The sequence below is a fragment of the Bacillus sp. UNC41MFS5 genome (genome assembly GCF_000686805.1).
In genome coordinates this window covers 102,904-125,007 of record NZ_JMLP01000011.1, presented here as the reverse complement: position 1 = coordinate 125,007, position 22,104 = coordinate 102,904, and the positions used below count along the sequence as shown (strand labels likewise).

The window sequence follows — 22,104 nt, the reverse complement described above, 5'->3', positions numbered from 1 at the left end:
GAGTGGTTATGATGAAGATGCATGTAGGGGTAAATGTTACTGATTTAAATAAGTCACTTGAATTTTATACTAAAGTTTTTAATGTGGAACCAGTCAAAGTAAAGCCAGACTACGCTAAGTTCTTACTTAACGATCCAGGTCTAAATTTCACCTTAAACTTAAAAGAGCATGTATCAGGAAACCAGGTCGGACATTTTGGCTTTCAAGTGGAAAATCTAGAAGAAGTACTGCAGCATAAAGATCGTTTAGAAAAATTAGGCTTTTTTGCAAGGGAAGAGATGGATGTTACCTGTTGTTACGCCACACAAGATAAATTTTGGGTAACTGATCCAGACGGGAACGAATGGGAGTTCTTCTATACAAAAGGTGATGTAGAGACGACGACAGCAGAATCGGAGTGTTGTTCAGTTCAACCTGTTAAGGTAGAAATAAAGACATCATCTTGTTGCGGATAGTTTTTATTAAAAAAACGAGTTTGGAGAAAGTGATATGCTCCAAACTCGTTTTTAATTTAATTAGGTTCAACATGGACATGTACATCATAGACATGATGTTCTTTTATTAATACATTTTCAACCTTTGTTGCAATATCGTGGGCTCCGCGGATATCTAAATCGGAATTCACCAGAATCACAATGTCCACTACCACGTTATTACCGTAATTCCGGGCTTTGATGTCTTTAACACCTTTAACCCCATTACAATCAATGATTGTTTCTTTAAATGTCTCTATTTGTTTTTCGTCAAATCCATCAGTCAAATGATGGGAGGCATCTCTAAAAATCTCCCAACCGGTCTTACAGATGAGTAATCCAACGATTATCGCAGTAATAGGATCGAGCCACGGAAGGTTGAACTGGGCACCAACGATACCAATAAATGTACCGACACTGACCCATGCATCTGAAAGGTTATCCTTTGCCGCTGCCATAACAGATTGGCTATTTATCTCATTAGCTAATTTTTTATTATATCGATAAACCAAATACATAACCAAAGCACAAAAGAGACCTGTCCAAGCAGAAACCAAATCTGGAGTTTCATTTCTTCCATAAAATATACTCGAAATCGCTTCGTATGTTACTTGTATTCCCACAGCGATCATAATAAATGAAGCGACCATTGAGGCAACGGTTTCAGCTTTCCAGTGCCCATAGGGATGGTCATCATCAGCTGGACGCTGCGATAATTTAAGACCAATCAGTACAGCTATTGATGCAATAATATCTGTGACATTATTTAGACCGTCTGCTTTTAAGGCTTCAGAGTTAGCTATAAAACCGACTGCTAATTTTATTGAAGACAAGATTATGTAAGCAATAATACTTATTATCGCGCCTCGTTCTCCTCTTCTTAAATCCAAATATCCCTGTTCGTTCATAATTCTATCCTCCACCATTTCTCCAAATATATTATGGATTACAATTATCTAGTGGGTCTAGAGAAACCTTTTGTCATCCTTCAAACTAAGTAATGGCAGTGAAAAAAAGTTTCACTGGGGAAACTTGCCATGCCTCTTATCCTTTCACCACATCTTTCATAAAAATTACTATATGGCCCTGTCAAAAAAGTTATACTGGGTTTTTTATTTTTGAAATTGTGAATATTTTGTTACATATATTATTTGTCATTGACACTGATAATCATTCTCTATTATAATTGAAATTGTGAATGATAATCATTATCAAATAGACAAAAACAAAACAAAACAAAACCGGGGGAAACAACATGTCGATTAAATTTAAATTGCTAGCAGCCTTGGCAGCCTTTTCATTAATACTAGGGGCTTGCGGAAAAGCAGAAGAAACGGAAAGTAAACCAAAAGTGGAGAACAAGGAAAAAGCTTCTGAGAAGAAAGAGGCTGAGGAAAAAGAAACTGAGGAAAAAGAAGATGTAGCTTATGCTGATGTTTTTACAGAAGCATTAACTGAGCTTGATAAAGCTAAAGAAGGTAAAGAAGTTGATTTTGATAAAGTTACAACGTTATATAATGAAAATTTAAAAGAGTTGGTTAAAAAACGAGACGCAGAATTTGAAGATACAATTGATGATAAAATCACAACAGCACTTACTGCCGGTAAAGACGGAGCTATGGATAAAGTAGTAGTTAGACAAATTTTTGATAAATTAATGCAAAAAGTATTTTATACATCAATTAAACACGATTTTACAGAAGTAACAGAACTATGGGGTAAAACTGATGAAGTTAATGGTGAACTTGAAGAAGCAAAAGAGTACTATGCAATCCTAAAGACAACTGTTGAAAAGCGTGATGCAGCGTATGGAACAAACCTTGTCAGTGTTATTGATGGTGGATTTAACGAAATTGGTGAGGCCGTAAAAAATAATGATCTACTTAGCTTTAACTTAGGAAAACAAGTCGTTGATAAAACGTTAATGAAAACATTCTATCTTGCTACTGGTGCTCTTCCAAACGGATATGCGACAAAAGCGGCAGCAGAAGCAGGAAAAGACGCAGCCCTTGCTAAAGTTGAGCAGGCGGAAGGCTGGGCATTCTTCCAATCTTTATACGGATATTTCAGTAAGAATGCTGCAGATGAAACTGCCTTTATCGATAAATCATTTTCACTTGAATCAGATGTAAAAGCTTTAGATCCAGCTGCTGTAAATAAAGCATTTGTTCGCGGCTTTGCAAAAATTGCGATGGGTGAATATGAGGAAAGTAAAGAACTATTGGGCAAAGATGATAAAGCCGTTGTTACTGGTTTAGAAGGTGCATTATTTATTGACATTATCGGTGAAGATATCAAGACCCTTCTAGGTGAAGATGCTTATAAATCACTCAATGAAAAAGCGCAAAAATATGTTGAAACTGCAAAAGCGAAAGATAAAGCAGCTGGTGAGGCGCAATTGAAAGAACTTATTTCCACTCTGAATACAATCGTAGAAAAAGCGAAATAATGCAGAGGAAAAACCTTGTTCTAGATGTGCAAGGTTTTTCCTTTTTTCTTGTATATGAGAGAATAAGATTTAATGAACTATTTAGAGGTGTTTTTGATTGAAAATAATCGTAACTGGAGGGGCTGGATTTATTGGTTCCCACCTTACAAGAAGATTGATCAAAGAAGGACATGAAGTACTAATCCTTGACGTACTTCACCCATATTATTCGATTGAGAGAAAAAAGCGCCACCTTGAATTTGTTAGTAAGGCAGGGAAGTTTCATTTTTTTCAAGAAAGCCTTATACATAATGAAAATAAAGTCAGAGAAATATTTATTTCTTTTAAACCGGAAATAGTCATTCACTTAGCTGCCATTCCTGGAGTACCTCACTCTATTGCTGCCCCGAATGAGTATGTAGATTACGATATCAAAGCGACGATAAATGCTCTTCGTTTTGCTGGGGAATCCAATGTAAAACAGTTTATTTTCGCATCTTCGTCATCGGTTTACGGTGAACAAAAAAATGTTCCTCTTAAAGAGGAGATGGCAACTGGACGAGTTGTTTCTCCTTATGCAGCGGCCAAGTTTGGTGCGGAATCGTTTTGCCATGCTTATTCTTCCTTATTTGACTATAAAGTCTCAATCCTTCGCTTTTTTACAGTATATGGACCATGGGGAAGACCGGATATGGCGATTACAGGGTTTATCAAAAAGCTGATTAATAAAAAGGAAATTACCCTTTTTGGAAATAGGACGGCTAGGGATTATACCTATATTGATGATTGTATTGCGGGAATCATTAGTGCTTTTAACCAACTGGAAAAAGTGGGCACATTTAATATTGGCTCTGGCAGCCCTATTTTCCTTGAAGAGCTAGTAGATCACCTCAGGGTGTATTTTCCGGATCTAGCAATAAGGCAGGCTGAATTTCGCCAAGGTGATGTTCATTCCACTTGGGCAGATACTTCAAAGGCAAGGGAGCAGCTTGGATTTCAACCATCTGTTTCTTTTTCAGAAGGCCTTTCCAAGACGATAGAATGGGCAAAAAAACATGAGTCAGAAATCAGTTAATCGCCTGCTGATAAGGCTAATGGGGTTCATTCTTGCAGGGATATTTATTGTTCTATCACTGCGCTATTTGCATGTTGAAAAGTTATTTAATGCAATGCAGGAGTTTTTTGTAGGAAACCCTTTTATTATTGTAGCTGTGACGATTTCTTACCTGTTATCTTTTATTCTAAGAGCTGAAGCATGGAGATTATACTTAGGAAAGAGGGTAAGATTCTATAGCTGTCTGCAGGGGGTGCTCCTAAGCCTTTTCGTGAATCATATTACTCCAATTAAGGTGGGAGATGCAGTTAGAATTGGCGTTCTATCCTGGAGGGAAAAAAACATAAGTCCGGAAATTTCAGCCCATTCTGTTATTGTCCTTCGAGCAATAGATATGTTTTTTCTCCTAATGTTTTCATTTATTGGACTCGTTGCCTTTTCAAGGCCATTTGTCTTTCGTTATTCACTAGGTTTGTTGTTTATTTTAGTAATAATGATTTTAATTGGATCCTTTTTCGTCAAAAAACATCGTCCGCGGTTTGTGGAAAAGCATATACAAATAGTAAAAACAAGCTTAGCTGGGAAGAATTTCGTTTTAATTATGCTCTTAATTGCGTTTAGTTGGGCACTTGAAGGTGCCGTTGTCTGGAGTGTAACCGGATCGATAGGTAATGGTCTGCCGCTTTACAAGGCCATTTGGGTTAACTCGATCACTGTAGGGGGACAGATTTTTCAGATTACGCCTGGTGGAATTTCAACCTATGAATCCGTCATGACTGCTGCACTAGCAAGTTTTCATTATCCAATAAAAGATGGGTATATGGTGGCACTGATAAGTCATAGTTATAAATTTATTTTTTCCTATCTAGTTGGATTCCTATTATTAATCCATTCACCGTTAACGAAAATAAGACAAATAAGAGAGATATTATTAAGGAGGGGAAGACCTGAATGAAAAAAGCATCAAAATTTGAAAAATTTGCAGCCAGGTGCTGGAACCTTTTAAACGAGGGAAAGCCATTTACACCGATTTTTACCATTGGAGTCATGCTGATCTATTCCATTGCAAAGCTTGGTAATCCTTCATTTTTAGGAGATCTAGCCCTTGGGTTCCTCGCCATCCTGCCAATGCTGATTATTTACTATTTGTTCGATTACCCATTATTCTTAAGAAATTATTTATGGATTCCATTTACGGTATATCTTATTATCTGGGATCATGTGAATCTCAGTCTGCTTCTTACAGCAATAGGATTATATTTCTTCTTTACCGTATTTTTTTGGGGAACGTTTTATTATCATTTGCGAATTGGTACGTCATGGCTTAATTTTACGCGCTTCTGGAAACTTGTGCTAAAAAATAGTGATTCAACAAGCGGAAATGCCCAAGAGCAATTGCCTAAGTTTCTTTTATTATTGTCTCTTTGGAATTTAGTCACTTCAGAGCCGTCATGGTCTGGCGGTGAAGTTGGAGTACTAATCCTTTTTTATGCCGGCGTCCTCTTATTCTCATGGATTCTCCATAAAAATCTATTTGATTGGAAGCCGAAAATTATTCCAACCTATACGTCCAATATAGAGGAGCGGACATCTGCCATTAATGAAAAAGTGATTGTTATGGTCATAGATGGTATGCGGAAAGAACGCTTTGAAGAAGCCAATACTCCGTTTCTCGACTACTTGAGGAAAAATGGTACAGAGTATACCAATATGGAAACCGTTTATCCTGCAAGAACCGTTGTATGTTTTTCTTCTATGTTTACAGGAACGTATCCCTTCGAACACGGCATAAAGTCGAATATGGTTTGGAAGCTTGGGATTAAAGTCGAAAGTGTTTTTGATAGTCTACGAAAAGTAGGGAAAAAGGGTTCTTTATTAGCTGTAGCGCATCTCGTCGATTCCTTTGGTAAGGATGTTGAGACATTTACTGCTGTTATGAAAAATAATCTAGTGGATCGCGGCATTATTGAACGAGCTAAAAATATCATGGAAGAGCAGGATCCAGACCTACAAATCGTTCAATTAATAAGTACAGACCAAACTGGACACAGCCGTGGTGTTTTATATGATGAATATATTCAAAAGATTCAAGAAGCCGATTCCCTGGTAGAAGAATATTTTCATTGGTTAAAGGATAGAGGAAAGCTTGAAAATTACACGTTTATTGTTTGTGCCGATCATGGTCAGGCAGACGGTATCGGCGGGCATGGGCATTTGGATGAAGGGGAAAGATTTGTTCCCTTTTTCATGTATGGCCCTTCTATCGAGAAAGGAAAGAGTGTGGAGGAGAAGCATAGTTTAGTATCCCTCGCATCTACCATCTCTTACTTACTGGGTGCACCATTCCCTGATAAAGCCCGAGGCCCAGTATTAGTTGATGCAGTAAGGAAGGATGTTATGGATTATGAAGCAACAAAAAGTAATAGTTTTTCTGCCAGCCTATAATGAAGAAGACTCAATTACAGAGGTCATTCGAAAAATACCCAGAAATTTTAATCCCCATGTGTGTGTAGAGGTTCTTGTGGTAAATGACGGTTCTAGTGATCGGACAGAAGAACTATCGTGGGCAGCGGGAGCAAATTATGTTCACACGTTTGTTAAAAATCAAGGTTTAGGGGCAGCAGTGAGAAATGGGCTGGAACTGTGTGTTTTATATGGAGCAGATATTGGTGTTATGATTGATGCCGATAATGAATACCCAGCTGAACAAATTCCAGAATTAATTGAACCCATCCTATTGGGAACTTCTGATTATGTGATGGGATCCCGTTTTCTTGGAACAATAGATGGTATGAAATGGAACAGAAGAATCGGAAATTACTGTTTTACCATGCTACAAGCGCTTCTCCTCCGTAAATGGATCTATGATGGTCAATCTGGTATGAGAGCATTTTCTAGACAGGCCATGGAGGAAGCAGAAATTATCCACGATTACAATTATGCCCAAGTGGTCACATTAAATCTAATTCGAAAAGGGTTTCGTATGAAGGAAATTCCCATTCAATATCAGGTTCGTAAAACGGGTGAATCATTTATTAAATTTCGTTCGTATATGACCTCGGTCTTACCTGCTATATTAAAAGAAATGAGAAGGCCTGTGACAAAAGTAAACACGAAAAAGCAGACCTATAGGACGCAAGGCGGTAGGGTGTTTCCTATCTTAGATAGAAAGCAGGATTAATTTGTCAGATAAGTATGATAAATATGTGACAATCTTCAGTGCCATATTGACAGCGAGGATGATAATCATTATCATTAACCACAGGAGGGAATTTGGATGAAAAAACTCTCAGTTTTATTTTTTATTGTAACAATAATTGTTAACAGCCTTTCCATTAGTTATGCCCATGCTTACTCATATGGTGACCCGAATGAAGAAAAGGTTGCTGAGGTATATAAGGGCATGGTCACTAAACTTGATGAGAATCCACCGAATTTCACATCTGCTAAAAAGCTTTTTGATACCGTTAAAGAAGAAATCGATATGCATATGGGTCCTGAGCCTGCAAAGCTGATTTTAAAAAATATCGAAGCGGAAGATAAAAAAGCCACTTTAGAAAATATGGAAAAACTTCTTGTTTTAAATATTGCCAGACGTTTGGAGAGTATTGAAAATAACTTTAAGGAATATGACACAACGAAGCGACTACTTGCGAAAGGATTTGCTACATACGAAGCTATATCCCCGAGGGTTGAAGCTGAAAACCCTGATAATGATAAAAAAATCCGAACTGATTTTGATCAGGCATTGGTAGCATTGGGGAACCCCGGATTGTTTGGGGTAGGAAAAAAAGAAGCAAATTTAGAGGCCTTTAAGGAAAATAAAGAAGAAATTCTGGAGAGCTTAAAATCAGAATTTAAATTAAAAAGTCTTGAAGTAGGGCATTTTTCTGAAAGTGCCACAGAACAACAAAGCACTGGGAAAAAGGATTGGACGGATATATCAAATATCCGTAATTGGATCCCACTAATTTTAATAGTAGGAGTTATTATAGCTGTTATTATCTTTGTGATTCGCAAAAGAAGAAAGTAAACGAAGGCACCATGGGGGAGGAGAAGGACTGTGGAAATTCAGGCATTGTTAATCACATTCCGGGAAGTGTTAGAGGCCTTATTAATTGTAGGTATCATTACAACCTATCTTAAAAGAGTAGATCATAAGCAGTACACAAAATATGTTTGGATGGGGGCAGGTCTTGCCGTATTGGCAAGTATCGGAGTAGCCCTATTATTCCAAATTGTATTTACAGGTTTTGCAGCCATGGGAAGCGAAATGTATCTAAAAATAGGAATTATGCTTGTATCTGCAGTTTTACTTACCCAAATGGTTTTCTGGATGGCTAGTCACAGTCGTGATATAAAAGGGAATATGGAAGGAAAAATGAATAAGTTTATTTCCACTGGAAATGTTGTGGGTATGGTCGTCCATTCCTTTCTTGTTGTTCTACGAGAAGGTGTGGAAACGGTATTCTTCTTTGCCGCCATTACTGGAGGAAACATCGGTGCCGCGATGGAAGGCTGGGGTGCGATTACAGGTGTAGTCATAGCTGTTATCGTTTCATATTTGTTCTTTAAAGGAACAATGAGGATTCCATTAAGTAGCTTCTTTAAATTAACAGGAGCTTTTATTATTCTTATTTCAGCCGGACTGTTGGTTCAAGCTATATCCATGATGCAGGATATTAACATAATTGGAAGTGTCCTGCCGCATGTGTATGATCTTACCTGGTTTTTGCCAGAGCATCCTATTGATTATACTCATTACCTTCGTGATACTGGGACAGCACCCATCCTTTCAGGAGATATTGGAGTTTTCTTGAAAGCATTATTTGGTTATTCATCCATGCCTTCGATTGAAGAAGTTCTGGCATATATCGGATATTTTGTAGCCATTTATCTGCTAACCTCCTCCAAACCGGCAGCAAGTCAGCGGAAAAAAGAAAATGCTTCACAGAATGGCCACATTCTTAAGACACAAGCGAAATAACCCTTAAACAAAAAGTACAAGGCTTTTGCCTTGTACTTTTTCTCTGAAATGGAGTATGAATGAATGAAATTATCTCATCAGTTAAAAAAAAGCCTGTTAATAGGCTTAAGTATTACAGCTATAATGATTGTTTTTCTATCACAGCTTCTTTATGTCAATCCTTATACTTCCTCATGGGACCAGGTTGATTTTTCTCTTGCTGTTACACGATTTGATTTAATGGCTATGCAGCCGCATTTCCCTGGTTATCCTTTGTTTATTTTAGGAGGCAAATTCATTCATCTATTTGTGAATGATCCATCAGAGGCTCTGACTATGTTTAACATTCTTTTTTATGCCAGTACTGTGGTCCCAATTTATAAATTGTGCAGGAACTTTTTAAGCAGCAGCTATTCATGGCTATCGGCTGCGATTATTTATTCTAGCAGTTTTTGCATCATCATGGTTAACCAACCGATGTCTGAAGGAGCGGCACTTGCTGCTTTTTGGTGGTATTTGTGGAGTTTGTTTTTTGCTTTTAAGAGGACGAATTCAACATTTATTTTGATCCCCTTAGCCATGTTAAGCCTTATGATGGGAATTCGCCTTTCTTATCTGCCATTTTCCATCGGTATTCTTTTTCTTTTTTACCTTAAAGTTAAAAATAAAACGATTTCCAGAGTAGAGTTAATCTATTACTGTCTGTTTGGCATCGCCTTTCAAGCATGCTGGATCGTTGCTCTTATTGTTTCAGAAGGTAGTTTGATTGGTTTTATCAAGCTATCATTAGCCTTTACAACTGGTCATTTTAATGATTGGGGCGGTGCAATAGAAACATCCAAAATAAGTTTTTTTGAGAGGCTGACGAAATTCACATGGGGGAATATTGTCTGGACAGGCATCGCCGGCAAATCTATTATCACTGTAGTTATTTTCGCTTTTTTTCTGGCGGTAATTCTATTTCGAAGCTATAAAAGGCAGGAACCAAAGGCTAATCATCCCTTTATGAATCTACTTTACCTTCTGTTTTCCTGCTATTTTGTTTGGGGATTACTTGGACAAAACATTGAAAAAGCTCGGCACGTACTTCCATTAATCATTCTGTTAGTCTTCATTATTTGTATCATTCTTTTTTCAAAAAGGGTATCATATCTGATACTAGGACTAGCGGTCATCCTCTTAGGACATCAAGTTTGGAAAGATGTTATATTATTAAAGGCCGAAGGAACCGAAAGTCCAGCTATATATAAGATGGATGAGTATCTATCGAAAATGGATCAACCTGTGATTCTTTATACATGGGAAGAAACAAGGGTACTCCAGTATATAAATGCATCTTATACACATAAAAGACTCGAAACGTTTGAGTTTTTCAAGTCAGATTCAAAATATTTCAGTGGAAGAACTATACTTCTAACGGATAAAGTAGTTAAAGGATTCCTCACACAAGGTCATTCATTGGATGGCAAAATAATAAAAGTAGCAAGCTTTCAATCAAATGAACTTTTTGATCCAGTTTATCATGATATTACTTTATATAAATGGATCGGAAATGAAGCAGTTCATTAAGAATTAGAAGAATTCAAAAAGGAAAGGAAAAATGCTTTGAAAAAAATAGCCATTGCTGGTACAGGGTATGTTGGACTTGTCACAGGGGTGTGTTTAGCGGAGATCGGCCATGAGGTCATTTGCGTGGATCGTGACCCTCAAAAAATAAATACTCTTCTTAAAGGCGAAGCAACCTTCTATGAACCGGGATTAGAAGAGTTAATGAAAAACAATCTCGAGGCAGGCAGACTTTCGTTTACAACCAGCCCTATTATCGGTTATCAGGATGCAGATATCATCATGATCACAGTTGGAACACCAAATGATAAAAATGGTTCTCTTGATTTACAATATATTGAACAGATTTCAAAAGAAATTGGCAGAATGATAACTAGAAATAATATTCTAATTGTAACGAAAAGCACGGTACCATTAGGAACAAATGAGAAAATTAAAGAGTGGATTCAGTCTGAATTGCGTTCACCCTATTGTTTTCATATTGCAGCCAATCCAGAATTCCTTAGGCAGGGTGCTGCCGTTTATGATACTTTCCATGGCGACCGTATCATCATCGGATCTGACAGCAAGGAAGCGATCGATACATTGGAAGAGTTATATAAACCACTGCAAATTCCTATTATTAAAACAGATACAAAAAGTGCGGAATTGATTAAAATTGCCTCCAATTCATTTTTATCCTTAAAAATTGGCTATGTAAATGCACTTTCTGGTATTTGTGAACAAATAGGTGGAAATATTGAAGAAGTCACCCTGGGGATGGGGATGGATGCAAGAATTGGAAGCTCGTTTCTAAATGCCGGAGTAGGTTTTGGAGGCTCTTGTCTGCCTAAAGATACGAAGGAGCTTATTCATTTAGCAAATGAAGTTGGAGAACCAATCAGACTTCTAGATGAGGTTCTGGAAATTAATAAAAGGCAAGAATTAAGGCTAATCGACAAAGCATTAGATCGGTTTAAAAGCTTAAAGGGAAAAAAGGTCACACTGTTAGGGCTATCATTCAAGCCTAATACTGACGATGTCCGTGAGTCTGTTTCTATCAAGTTGGCAAAAAGGTTAGTGGTTGAGGAAGCAATCGTCACTGCCTATGATCCTGTTGCAATAATAAATGCAAAAAGAGAAATTGGAGAGCTCATTTCATATTCTGATACATTGGAGCAAGCATTGATGAATGCCGATCTTGCGTTTATTGTAACGGAATGGGAAGAGATTAAAAATATTCCTATAAATATGTTTTCTGAATGGATGACAGAGCCAGTTATTTTTGATGGCAGAAATTGCTTTCAGCTTGATGATATGAAAGGTTTCCCTGTTGAATACCATTCAATAGGCAGACCATGTGTGATTGGGAAAGAACACTAAAAAGCATTCGGTTTCGGCGGTGGATAGAAATAAGGCACGCATTGAAAAATTTAGGATATTACACTACAATGTGTAATGGAAGGGTGGGGATTAAATGACAATAAACAATTTTCGTTTTGACCAAGAAGGACTTAACCGTTTTTTCGGTCCGCTCGAGTCTAAAATAATGGACATTCTTTGGGACGGCAATGAAAAGAGTATAAAGGACGTTCAACAAAAATTAGAAAATGAAAAACCGCTCAACTTCAATACAGTTATGACCGTTATGAACCGTCTTGTCGATAAAAACATCCTCACAAAAAGATTGGAAGGAAGAACCTCTTTCTTTAAACCTGTCAAAACCAAAGAGGATTTTATTAGCGACCAATCCAAAAAACTAACAGATAACCTTTTGGACGAATTTGGCGGCTTAGTGGTTAATCATATGCTGGATTCTTTAAATGAAGTGGATGATCGTTTACTTCAGAAACTGGAACAAAAAATTGAACAATTAAAAAAGGGCAGAAAGTAATATGATCTGGAAACAAAAATCAACTGCTGTTTTCGGATTAGGTCTTTTCTTTGCGATTATTTTGTTAGTTCAAATGGCTATGTTTTTAGTTAATATCTTATTTGGCCCATTAGAGCTATTTAATATCTTCAATTTTTGCATTAGCTTATTTGAAAAAGGCACGTATGCCTACTATGCGATTTTAATAATTGTGAATGCGTATATTTTTTATACAGTTTTCATGATTTGTAAAAAGGTCGTACAGCAAATCCTAGTTTTAAATTCATTTCAAAATAAAATTCAACTACTTATGAATAAAGGTAAATCCCAACAATTGAATCAAATTTTTAACAGAAAAACTGATGATATCGTTGTGATCAATCATAAAGAACCGTTGGCATTTACATTTGGGTTTTCGAACCCAGTAATTGTCCTTTCTACTACACTAATTGAAATGTTAGATTCAAAGGAATTAGAAGCAGTCATTTACCACGAGACTTCCCACCAAAGGTATTATGATGGAATTAAGGTGTTTATTTTACAAGTTATCTCAGAATCTATATGGTATATCCCGCTTACGAGATGGTCCTATCAGAATTATCGGATTATGATTGAACTAGTTGCAGATGAATATGCGATTAATCGAATGGGTTCAGAACTTGGATTAGGCAGCGCTCTTTTAAAGCTAATCAAGAAGCAGCTGAAGGTTAATTCAAATCTAACTCCAGCTATCGTGCATTTTGCGGATAGTACAGTCGATTACAGGCTTCAACAATTAATTAATCCGCAACAATCGATTCCAGTTAAAGTAGAGACACGAACAATCGTCATCTCTTTAAATGTATTTATTTTAATATTATTGCTATTAGTTATTGCATAACATGGATTGGAGGTTAATTCCAATCCTTTATTTAATAGAAGTATTATCACTTGACCGTTTGTAACAAGTTACACTACAATGAGTAGTGTTAAATAGATTTTTTTCGTGTAAAAGGGTGAATTTGTTACTCATTTACACTACGGTTCGTAGTGGAGATTAAACGGAATTTGAGAGGAGAAAGTATATTGAAAAAATTAGAAGTAGGGACACTCATTTTAAGAATATTTTTAGGGTTATCATTTTTTATTCACGGTGTTTCAAAGTTTCAAAATGGTATTGAAAATACTGTAGGTTGGTTTGATAGTATAGGAATTCCGGGGTTTGTGGGGTACATAGTCGGCATTATCGAATTAGTAGGAGGTCTGTTGTTAATCATCGGATTTGGAACACGATATATTGCTGCTCTGTTTGTATTCATCATGATAGGAGCTATTTTAAAAGTAAAATTGGCAGCAGGCTTCATGGGAAAAGGACAAGGTGCTGGGTTTGAATTGGATCTTGCCTTTGCAGTCATGGCAGTATTTCTATTCCTAAATTCGAAATCTGCTCTTTCTCTTGATTCAAAATTATTCTCAAAAAACTCACAATAAAGATTAAATACTAGAGAAATTAGAGGGTGAATTGATGTCTTCAGGGAACAAAAAAACGAAAAAGTCGAATAATCAATCGTCTAAATTTATTTTCTGGGTGATTGGTTTAGTCGCAGTTTGTCTTGTCGGGTTAATTTTTTTATCAAATACAGCTAAAAAAGAAGCAATGGACTATGAGGGACAGCCATTTTTAGGGGAAAAGTCTGCCCCTGTAAAAATCGTTGAATTTGGTGATTATAAATGTCCTTATTGCAAAAATTTTAATGATACACTACTTCCAAATATCGAAAAGGATTTGATCGATACAGGAAAGGCTTCGTTCTATTTTATGAATTATTCGTTTATCAATGTGGATTCTACTCGTTCTGCCAAATTTGCGGAAACCGTCTTTCAGGAACTAGGAAATGAAACGTTCTGGAAGTTTCATGAACTGTTATATGAAAAACAGCCTGATGATACGAAAGCGGAGCAAATGGATATCTATACGGAAGCCTTTCTTAAGAACACTTTACGTGAAATTGCCTCTGAAGCAGAGGTGAAAAGAGTGGTCAATGCCTTTAATAATGACCAATCAAAAGAGGCATGGGAGAAAGATATGAGTGCAGCTAATAAGTTAAGTATTACAAGCACCCCTTCGATTTTTATTAATGGTGTGAAATTTGAAGGGAACACCTATAATGATTTCAAGAAAAGAGTAAAAGAGGCTGCAAATGAAGAGTGATTTTTAGAATGAAATAATTGCCTAAATAGAACTTAACTGTTGAACCATGTCTGAAAATACAAATGAATTCGGGAATACATCAAAAAAGGTGGTACATCGTCTTATCGATGAACCACCTCGTATTATTTTATTTATGTTCCTTATCGTGATCATCATCCATTATACCTTTTGTTGACTGTTTAAATTCTTTAAGAGTAGATCCCAAGGCACGACCTAGCTCAGGCAGTTTTTTCGGCCCAAAAACAATTAATGCAATCACAAATATCAATAAGGCACCACCGATTCCTATGTTTGCCACCTTGACGCCTCCTAATTATTTTACGAAAAAAGCCGTAAAATACATGATTAATAGTCCAAGCGTAAATCCTGTGAAATTCATCCATGATACAACTGGTTCCGTATTCTTTTTTTGTTCTTCGATCAGCATTTTGGAAATAACGAATATTACCTGTAAAATGGCACCCGCACCAATTCCTAAAAATACTGCCCCCCAAATTGGTGAAAAGATAAAACCTCCAAACCATGTTCCCAAAATGGCGGGAGCACCAGCAATTGTTCCTAATAAAACAAAAGAACTAAATTTTGGTTTGCTTTTTAATAATGGAGCAGCAATCCCAATCCCTTCAGTTATATTATGCAAGGTAAAACCGATTACTAAAAAAGTCCCTAATGCAGCTTCTCCGAGGGCAAAGGAAGAACCAATAGCCAACCCTTCTCCAAAATTATGAAGACCAATTCCTGTTGCCATCAATAATGAAATTCCCAGCGGTGAATAACCCGTTCGTTTTTGTCTTTGATGTTGATATTGATCAAATCCAACCAGTAAAAGAAAAGAAAGAACCGTACAAATAATCACAACCATGTTGCCCTGGAACACAGACGGTGCTTCAGCGCCTATTTCAAATCCATCAAATAATGTGCCAAAAAATAAGAATAATAGAAGTCCTACTGTGAGAGCAAGAATGGCATTAATCCAGCTTTTTTTCAAACGTTTCATAAATGGATACCATAGTAATCCTAAAGTAATAGGAACAATCCCTACGTAAAAGCCGATAAATCCGTAATTCAACACATTATCCCATGAAAATTCAGGAGTTAAGGTTGCTGCATCAATAGCAGCTTCTGTTATGATTCCATTTTCAGATATTAATAGAATTGTATGAGGATCACCTTCAACCCATGGATAATTAATCGTTACTTTTCCATCTTCAAACCTGTTCAGCGTGGAATCTGGAGTCATCGAAAAATTCCATACAGAATCATCAACAATCACTTGAGAAATCGTCAGTGTTTCTGGGCCTGTATTACTTACATCTAACTCAAAACCTGATGGTACAATTTTAATTTGTTCAACATTAAGCACTTCGATGGGGGCAGCAGGATCTCGTTCAACTCCAGCTCCATTCTTAAATACCCATCCCAATACAAGTATTAAAAGAACCAGTGGAATAAGACCTGTAATCAGCCATTTTGATTTCATGGTTTTCACTCCTTTCTATTCAACCTCAAAGAATCCCATCCAGCCAAGTTCCGCAAATTCGCTGACATGAGCGTGAAACATATATTTTCCCTTGTATGGGAAACGAACTTCAATAATCCCACGTTCCCCTTGGCACTGCATGATGGTATCAGTAAATTGACTTGGGTTGTCATTTCTACCTGTTGGTATATACGTAAAATAGTTTGCATGTAAATGGAATGAGTTTAATAAGTCAAATTCGGTTAAATTACTTAAATAGATACGGACAAGCTTATCTTTCTTGATTTTAATTGGGTGATTCATAAAGGCAAACGCATAACCATTCACCGTATAAAACTCATTTGCACCATCTAAATCTAAATCAAAGGCATTCATGACCATATTTAATTCAAGTGCAGGTTCCCTTGGTGTTTTTGGATCAATAATAAAATTTCCATATAATCCTTTATGAATATGGCGGCGTAAAGGTAAAACATGGCAATGATAAAGTTGTAATCCGTATGGCTTTGCTTCAAATTCATACGTAAAGGACTGACCTGGAGCGATAGGGTCTAATCCATCCATTTCTGGTGGGTGAATACCATGAAAATGAATCGAGTGTGGATGACTTCCTTGGTTAATAAAATGAAATCGTAGTAGATCCCCCTCAGTACAACGGAATGTTGGTCCTGGAATCGTTCCATTATAGGTCCAGCCAGGGAACTTAATCCCCTTTGCGATTTCTATTTCTTTATCAACTGCAACTATTTGATATTCACGCAGAGTACGACCGTCTAATTGTTTGGTAGTTTTTCCATAATCAAACTCGGTTAAGAGACGTTCCGCCATCATATATCCTTCTGTTTTTGAAGAATCATACATATTGGTGTGATTTGCAGAATGATTATTGTGACTTGTTTTATGATCTTCTGCATGTGCCACACTGGAAAATGGTGCAACTTTATTTAAATAAATACTTCCTGCTATCCCTAATGCTCCGGTCGTTCCCATTTTTAAAATATCTCTTCGAGAAATATTATTTTTCGACATGTTTTTACCTCCTCCTAAAAAGTTTCCTTCAAGCAACTTTATTGTCCTTGTCAATACTTTATGTTACGGACATTCATCTTGTCAATACAGAATTTGAAAAACATTCAAATAATTATTTGACCATTTAAACGTAATTACATATACTGATAATCAAATGGGCGTTTGAATAAGGAGGAATGGAACTTTTGAAGCACGATGATATATGTGAAGTAACCTGCGTGGATGGAGAAAAAGTAAAACGGGTAAAAGAATCGATTTCCCAACAAAATACAATGGCAGTTTCACAAATATTTAAAGCATTATCCGATGACACTAGAATAAAGATTGCTTATTCGTTAAGTGAGGAAGAGGAATTATGCGTATGTGATGTAGCAAATATTGTGGGATGTACCACGGCAACGGCCTCTCACCATTTGCGGCTTCTTCGGAATTTAGGATTAGCAAAATATCGTAAAGAAGGAAAATTAGTGTTTTATTCACTGGATGATGATCATGTAAAACAATTGATTCAAATTGCATTTGAGCATCAAAAGGAGGTGAAATCTCATGAGTAACGCTTTAGAAAAATCAAGTGATAAAACCGTTTACCGTGTACAGGGATTCACCTGAGCAGGCTGTGCCACAAAGTTCGAAAAGAACGTACAACACCTGGATGGTGTTGCTAATGCGAGTGTAAATTTCGGTGCGGCTAAGCTTACGGTTTATGGAGAAACAACAATAGAGGAATTAGAGAAAGCAGGAGCTTTTGAAAATATAAGAGTTATCCCTGAAAAACAGCGATTTGAAGAGAAAAAAGAGCCGTTTTTGAAAAAACATTCATATGTTATTGCCTCATTGGTTTTCTTGCTGATTGGATGGGTATCAGCACAAATAAATGGGGAAGAGAGCATCTCTTCGATTTTAGCTTATGGAGCTTCTATCTTAGTGGGTGGTTATCGCCTTTTCACCACGGGCTTGAAAAACTTATTTCGACTTGAATTTGATATGAGAACCCTCATGACCATAGCTGTTATCGGAGCAGCGATTATCGGTGAGTGGGGAGAAGGTGCAACGGTTGTCATCCTGTTCGCCATCAGTGAGGTTCTAGAGTCTTACTCGATGGATAAAGCGAGACAATCCATTCGTTCCTTAATGGATATTGCTCCGAAAGAGGCCTTAATTCGTAGGGGCGATAAAGAGTTTACAGTAGAAGTGGACGATATTCGAATTGGTGATATTTTAATCGTAAAGCCTGGACAGAAAATCGCTATGGATGGAACGATTGTAAAAGGATTATCGTCTGTGAATCAAGCTGCGATTACTGGGGAATCAGTTCCAGTTTCCAAAACTGTTGATGATGAAGTATTCGCTGGAACTCTTAATGAAGAGGGACTTCTTGAAGTTAAAGTTACCAAACATGTGGACGATACTACGATTGCAAAAATCATTCATTTGGTGGAGGAGGCTCAAGCAGAAAAGGCACCTTCACAAGCATTTGTTGATCGCTTTGCGAAATATTATACTCCTGTCATCATGTTGATTTCGCTTTTAGTAGCCGTACTGCCCCCCTTATTATTTGAAGGGGATTGGAGTAAATGGATCTATCAGGGGCTGGCAGTTTTAGTGGTAGGTTGTCCTTGTGCACTCGTTATTTCCACTCCTGTTTCGATTGTAACAGCTATTGGGAATGCGGCAAGAAATGGTGTCTTGATCAAAGGTGGGATTCATTTAGAGGAAATGGGAGCGATTCAAGCCATTGCCTTTGATAAGACAGGGACTTTAACAGAAGGAATTCCTGTTGTAACGGATTATCTTCCTCAAGAGAATACAAATCCGAATGAACTTCTTTCCATTATCGCTGCATTAGAAAATGGTTCACAACATCCTTTAGCTTCAGCGATCATGAAAAAGGCTGAACAAGAACAATTACCTTATCAAGGCCTTGCTATTGAAGACTTCTCTTCCATTACAGGTAAAGGTATTAAAGGTAGAGTTAAGGATCAAATGTATTATGTGGGAAGCCCTAATTTATTCGATGAACTCTTAACCAATGGAATACCAGCGAATCTTAAGGAGACCATAACTGAACTCCAAAATAAAGGAAAAACAGTTATGGTGGCTGGGACTGATTCAGAAATATTAGCCCTACTAGCAGTTGCCGATGAAGTGAGAGGAAACAGCCAATCAGTTATCCAGAAACTTCACTCATTAGGTATTCAAAAAACGATCATGTTAACGGGCGATAATAAAGGGACGGCCAATGCAATTGGTCAACAGGTAGGAGTTTCTGATATTCAGGCTGACCTTTTACCTCAAGATAAACTTGCCTTTATTAAAGAATTAAGAAATAAATACGACCGTGTGGCCATGGTTGGGGATGGTGTGAATGATGCCCCAGCTCTTGCAGCATCGACTGTTGGTATTGCCATGGGAGGAGCTGGAACGGATACAGCTCTCGAAACAGCCGATATTGCTTTAATGGCTGATGATTTAGGTAAACTGCCATTTACGTTAAAACTAAGCAGAAGAGCATTATCTATCATCAAACAAAACATCACTTTTTCATTAGGAATTAAACTCTTCGCACTATTATTAGTGATCCCGGGCTGGTTAACCCTATGGATTGCGATATTTGCAGACATGGGAGCCACACTTATCGTGACGCTTAATGGTTTGCGACTTCTCAGGGTAAAAGACAAATAAGCTATGGCTTCCCAACAGTTTGGGAAGCCATTTTTTTAATGCTGGAGGGGAAAAAAGCTAACTGTTCATCCCTTATAGTTTGTAAGTTTTTTATTAAGATAACATTAAATAAAACAAGACAAAATGACTACGGAAATTGATAGAATTTGCCGTTGATTGGAAAAAATATAGATTACTCATTTGAATTTTTATCTCTTTTTAGTTCTAAATTCCTGTTATTGATTCACCATCTATCGGCCCCTGTATTATTTTATTATTTACAATCTTCATAATGTATCAATAAACACCATTTATAATCAAAGTCGTGTTTAAGAAATCCTATAATCTGAGGGGGAAGAAATCATGACAAATGAGAGAACTTTGGACGAATTAATTAGGAATTTTACCGAAAGGAATTTGAAAAAGAATGTAGATCGCCGCAGCTTTCTTTATGGTGCTGGCAAAATAGCAGGACTGTCCCTAGGGTTGGCCATTGCTCAGTCAATGGGAGGATTTAAAGTTGATGCGGCTCCGAATTTCAGCGAATATCCTTTTACACTTGGTGTCGCTTCTGGAGATCCGTTATCTGATAGTGTCGTTTTATGGACAAGGTTGGCTCCGGATCCGTTAAACGGCGGAGGGATGCCATCTCATATCGTTCCAGTCAATTGGGAAGTTGCAACAGATGAAAACTTCCGAAACGTAATTAAACGAGGAACAGAACATGCCTCGCCTAACCTCGCGCATTCTGTCCATGTAGAAGTGAGCGGGCTGAAGGCGAACACGGTGTATTTCTACCGATTTAAGACCGGAAATGAACTAAGCCCTGTTGGAAAAACAAAAACCCTTCCGGCAGCAGGTGCCAGTGTAGCAAGCATGACGTTCGCATTCGCTTCCTGCCAGCAATATGAACACGGTTATTATACGGCGTACAAGCATATGGCGAAAGAGGATCTCGACCTTGTGTTCCACGTCGGCGATTACATATATGAATACGGTACGAATGAGTATCTTTCTGCAACGGGCAATGTCCGTGCCCACAAAGGCGATGAAATTATCACGCTTGAAGATTACCGTACTCGTCATGCCCAATATCGTTCAGATGAACACCTAAGGGCTGCACACGCTGCATTCCCGTGGGTGGTTACATGGGATGACCATGAAGTGGAAAACAATTACGCAAATGTCATTCCAGAAAAGGACCAGTCTGTTGAAGCGTTTATCAAGCGCCGTGCCGCTGCTTACCAGGCATATTATGAGCACATGCCGCTCCGCATGACCTCATTGCCTCACGATGGCGGGATGCAATTATACAGGGATTTCACTTATGGAGATTTAGCGAACTTCTATGTTCTTGATACACGCCAGTACCGGGATGACCAGGCGAATGGTGATGGTACGAAAGCTCATACACCGGAATCCTTAGATCCAAAGCGTACACTTCTCGGTGCTGAGCAAGAACAATGGTTGTTTAACAATCTAGGAAAGTCTAAATCTCATTGGAACGTCCTTGCCCAGCAGATTTTCTTTGCGCAGCGCAAATCCGGAACAAGCACGGCACCAAAATTCAGCATGGATTCATGGGACGGCTATCCGGCACAACGCCAGCGTGTCACAGATTTCGTTGCTAGCAATCACATCAACAACCTAATCGTTATTACTGGAGATGTCCATGCAAGCTGGGCTTCTAACCTGACCACTGATTATAACAATCCAGACGCTCCGATTTTTGGAGCAGAGTTTGTGGGAACATCGATTACAACAGGAGGAAATGGATCGGATTGGCGTGCAGATACAGCCAAATCTTTAGCGGATAACCCGCACATCAAATTCTTTAATAATTACCGCGGATACGTTCGATGCCAGGTTACTCCAGAGCAATGGCGTGCAGATTACCGTGTTGTTCCGTTCGTAACCGAGCCTGGAGCTGATATTTCCACAAGAGCATCATTTGTTTATAAGAGAGATCAGGCAGGGATACAGGAAATAGCGGCAACTACAGTGCCTATGGGTGTCAAAATGTCTGAAGAAGTCGAAGAAGACCGGCATAAAGCCCACACACGAGCGCATGAAATCCAAATGGAGAAAAAGAAAAAGCGTGGAGCCGTTACTAATTAATTTAGTTGAAAGGCTTGGTTTAAAGACATTATTGAATCACCCCTACTGACACTTAGAGGAGATGAACTTATATGCTTTCCAATATTGGTATCCCAGGGTTAATTTTAGTACTCGTCATTGCTCTAATCATTTTCGGGCCATCAAAGCTGCCGGAAATCGGTCGGGCATTTGGCCGAACCTTAACCGAATTCAAAGGAGCTGCAAAGGAATTAGTATCTGATGATCACAAAGAGGAAGAGAAAAAACCTGCACTTTCCGCTGTGAGAAAGGAAAACTAATAGAAAAG

At 37.8% G+C, this 22,104-nt stretch carries 22 protein-coding genes; 18 read left to right on the top strand and 4 right to left on the bottom strand.

What is annotated here, in order from left to right; genetic code table 11:
* Window positions 1–8 precede the first annotated feature (8 nt).
* Window positions 9–455: an ArsI/CadI family heavy metal resistance metalloenzyme gene (locus BR30_RS0105525; RefSeq protein WP_026564146.1), complete on the top strand. Its 447-nt coding sequence runs from the start codon at window positions 9–11 to the stop codon at window positions 453–455.
* A gap of 56 nt (window positions 456–511) precedes the next feature.
* On the opposite strand, the gene BR30_RS0105520 is transcribed toward BR30_RS0105525, so the two are convergent.
* The gene (locus BR30_RS0105520) at window positions 512–1,381 is read right to left on the bottom strand and encodes a cation diffusion facilitator family transporter (protein ID WP_026564145.1); all 870 of its coding nucleotides are present in this window, start codon (window positions 1,379–1,381) and stop codon (window positions 512–514) included.
* Window positions 1,382–1,728: 347 nt separating this feature from the next.
* Here BR30_RS0105520 and BR30_RS0105515 point away from each other — a divergent pair, with 347 nt between their 5' ends.
* The 13 genes from BR30_RS0105515 (at window position 1,729) to BR30_RS0105455 (ending at window position 14,530) form a co-directional block, all read left to right on the top strand.
* A complete protein-coding gene (locus BR30_RS0105515; RefSeq protein ID WP_026564144.1) occupies window positions 1,729–2,922 on the top strand; it encodes a hypothetical protein in 1,194 nt (397 codons plus the stop codon).
* Between the two features lie 97 nt (window positions 2,923–3,019).
* Entirely contained in the window at window positions 3,020–3,976 is a 957-nt protein-coding gene (locus BR30_RS0105510; RefSeq protein WP_026564143.1) for an NAD-dependent epimerase/dehydratase family protein, read from the top strand.
* Window positions 3,957–4,910, top strand: coding sequence for a lysylphosphatidylglycerol synthase transmembrane domain-containing protein (locus tag BR30_RS0105505; protein ID WP_026564142.1), 954 nt, complete (start codon window positions 3,957–3,959; stop codon window positions 4,908–4,910). Before BR30_RS0105510 ends, BR30_RS0105505 begins: the two co-directional genes overlap by 20 nt.
* Window positions 4,907–6,400: an alkaline phosphatase family protein gene (locus tag BR30_RS0105500; RefSeq protein WP_026564141.1), complete on the top strand. Its 1,494-nt coding sequence runs from the start codon at window positions 4,907–4,909 to the stop codon at window positions 6,398–6,400. Before BR30_RS0105505 ends, BR30_RS0105500 begins: the two co-directional genes overlap by 4 nt.
* Complete coding sequence (locus BR30_RS32695; protein WP_051633468.1) at window positions 6,360–7,136, top strand: glycosyltransferase family 2 protein; 777 nt, start codon at window positions 6,360–6,362, stop codon at window positions 7,134–7,136. Before BR30_RS0105500 ends, BR30_RS32695 begins: the two co-directional genes overlap by 41 nt.
* 96 nt (window positions 7,137–7,232) lie before the next feature.
* Entirely contained in the window at window positions 7,233–7,988 is a 756-nt protein-coding gene (locus tag BR30_RS0105490; protein WP_026564140.1) for a hypothetical protein, read from the top strand.
* Window positions 7,989–8,018: 30 nt separating this feature from the next.
* On the top strand, window positions 8,019–8,942 hold the full coding sequence (locus BR30_RS0105485; RefSeq protein WP_026564139.1) for an FTR1 family iron permease: 924 nt from the start codon (window positions 8,019–8,021) through the stop codon (window positions 8,940–8,942).
* 63 nt (window positions 8,943–9,005) lie between these two features.
* Window positions 9,006–10,490, top strand: coding sequence for a hypothetical protein (locus tag BR30_RS0105480; protein WP_051633467.1), 1,485 nt, complete (start codon window positions 9,006–9,008; stop codon window positions 10,488–10,490).
* Window positions 10,491–10,526: 36 nt separating this feature from the next.
* Complete coding sequence (locus tag BR30_RS0105475; protein WP_026564137.1) at window positions 10,527–11,849, top strand: UDP-glucose dehydrogenase family protein; 1,323 nt, start codon at window positions 10,527–10,529, stop codon at window positions 11,847–11,849.
* Window positions 11,850–11,943: 94 nt separating this feature from the next.
* Complete coding sequence (locus BR30_RS0105470; RefSeq protein WP_026564136.1) at window positions 11,944–12,360, top strand: BlaI/MecI/CopY family transcriptional regulator; 417 nt, start codon at window positions 11,944–11,946, stop codon at window positions 12,358–12,360.
* Between the two features lies 1 nt (window position 12,361).
* The gene (locus tag BR30_RS0105465) at window positions 12,362–13,219 is read left to right on the top strand and encodes a M56 family metallopeptidase (protein ID WP_026564135.1); all 858 of its coding nucleotides are present in this window, start codon (window positions 12,362–12,364) and stop codon (window positions 13,217–13,219) included.
* A 182-nt stretch (window positions 13,220–13,401) separates the two neighbouring features.
* Complete coding sequence (locus BR30_RS0105460) at window positions 13,402–13,809, top strand: DoxX family protein (protein WP_026564134.1); 408 nt, start codon at window positions 13,402–13,404, stop codon at window positions 13,807–13,809.
* Between the two features lie 34 nt (window positions 13,810–13,843).
* Entirely contained in the window at window positions 13,844–14,530 is a 687-nt protein-coding gene (locus tag BR30_RS0105455) for a DsbA family protein (protein ID WP_026564133.1), read from the top strand.
* A gap of 127 nt (window positions 14,531–14,657) precedes the next feature.
* On the opposite strand, the gene BR30_RS0105450 is transcribed toward BR30_RS0105455, so the two are convergent.
* Genes BR30_RS0105450 through BR30_RS0105440 form a run of 3 tightly spaced genes read right to left on the bottom strand, consistent with a single transcriptional unit; the run spans window position 14,658 to window position 17,039 of the window.
* Window positions 14,658–14,828: a twin-arginine translocase TatA/TatE family subunit gene (locus tag BR30_RS0105450; protein ID WP_026564132.1), complete on the bottom strand. Its 171-nt coding sequence runs from the start codon at window positions 14,826–14,828 to the stop codon at window positions 14,658–14,660.
* A gap of 15 nt (window positions 14,829–14,843) precedes the next feature.
* A complete protein-coding gene (locus BR30_RS0105445) occupies window positions 14,844–16,010 on the bottom strand; it encodes a ZIP family metal transporter (RefSeq protein WP_026564131.1) in 1,167 nt (388 codons plus the stop codon).
* A 15-nt stretch (window positions 16,011–16,025) separates the two neighbouring features.
* Entirely contained in the window at window positions 16,026–17,039 is a 1,014-nt protein-coding gene (locus tag BR30_RS0105440; RefSeq protein WP_026564130.1) for a multicopper oxidase domain-containing protein, read from the bottom strand.
* 185 nt (window positions 17,040–17,224) lie between these two features.
* Here BR30_RS0105440 and BR30_RS0105435 point away from each other — a divergent pair, with 185 nt between their 5' ends.
* The 4 genes from BR30_RS0105435 (at window position 17,225) to BR30_RS0105420 (ending at window position 22,096) form a co-directional block, all read left to right on the top strand.
* Entirely contained in the window at window positions 17,225–17,593 is a 369-nt protein-coding gene (locus BR30_RS0105435; protein WP_026564129.1) for an ArsR/SmtB family transcription factor, read from the top strand.
* Window positions 17,586–19,721, top strand: coding sequence for a heavy metal translocating P-type ATPase (locus BR30_RS0105430; protein ID WP_081825355.1), 2,136 nt, complete (start codon window positions 17,586–17,588; stop codon window positions 19,719–19,721). The genes BR30_RS0105435 and BR30_RS0105430 overlap by 8 nt, the downstream gene beginning before the upstream one ends.
* Before the next feature lie 342 nt (window positions 19,722–20,063).
* Window positions 20,064–21,818, top strand: coding sequence for an alkaline phosphatase D family protein (locus tag BR30_RS0105425; protein ID WP_026564127.1), 1,755 nt, complete (start codon window positions 20,064–20,066; stop codon window positions 21,816–21,818).
* A gap of 71 nt (window positions 21,819–21,889) precedes the next feature.
* Entirely contained in the window at window positions 21,890–22,096 is a 207-nt protein-coding gene (locus tag BR30_RS0105420) for a twin-arginine translocase TatA/TatE family subunit (RefSeq protein ID WP_026564126.1), read from the top strand.
* The last annotated feature ends 8 nt before the right edge of the window (window positions 22,097–22,104 follow it).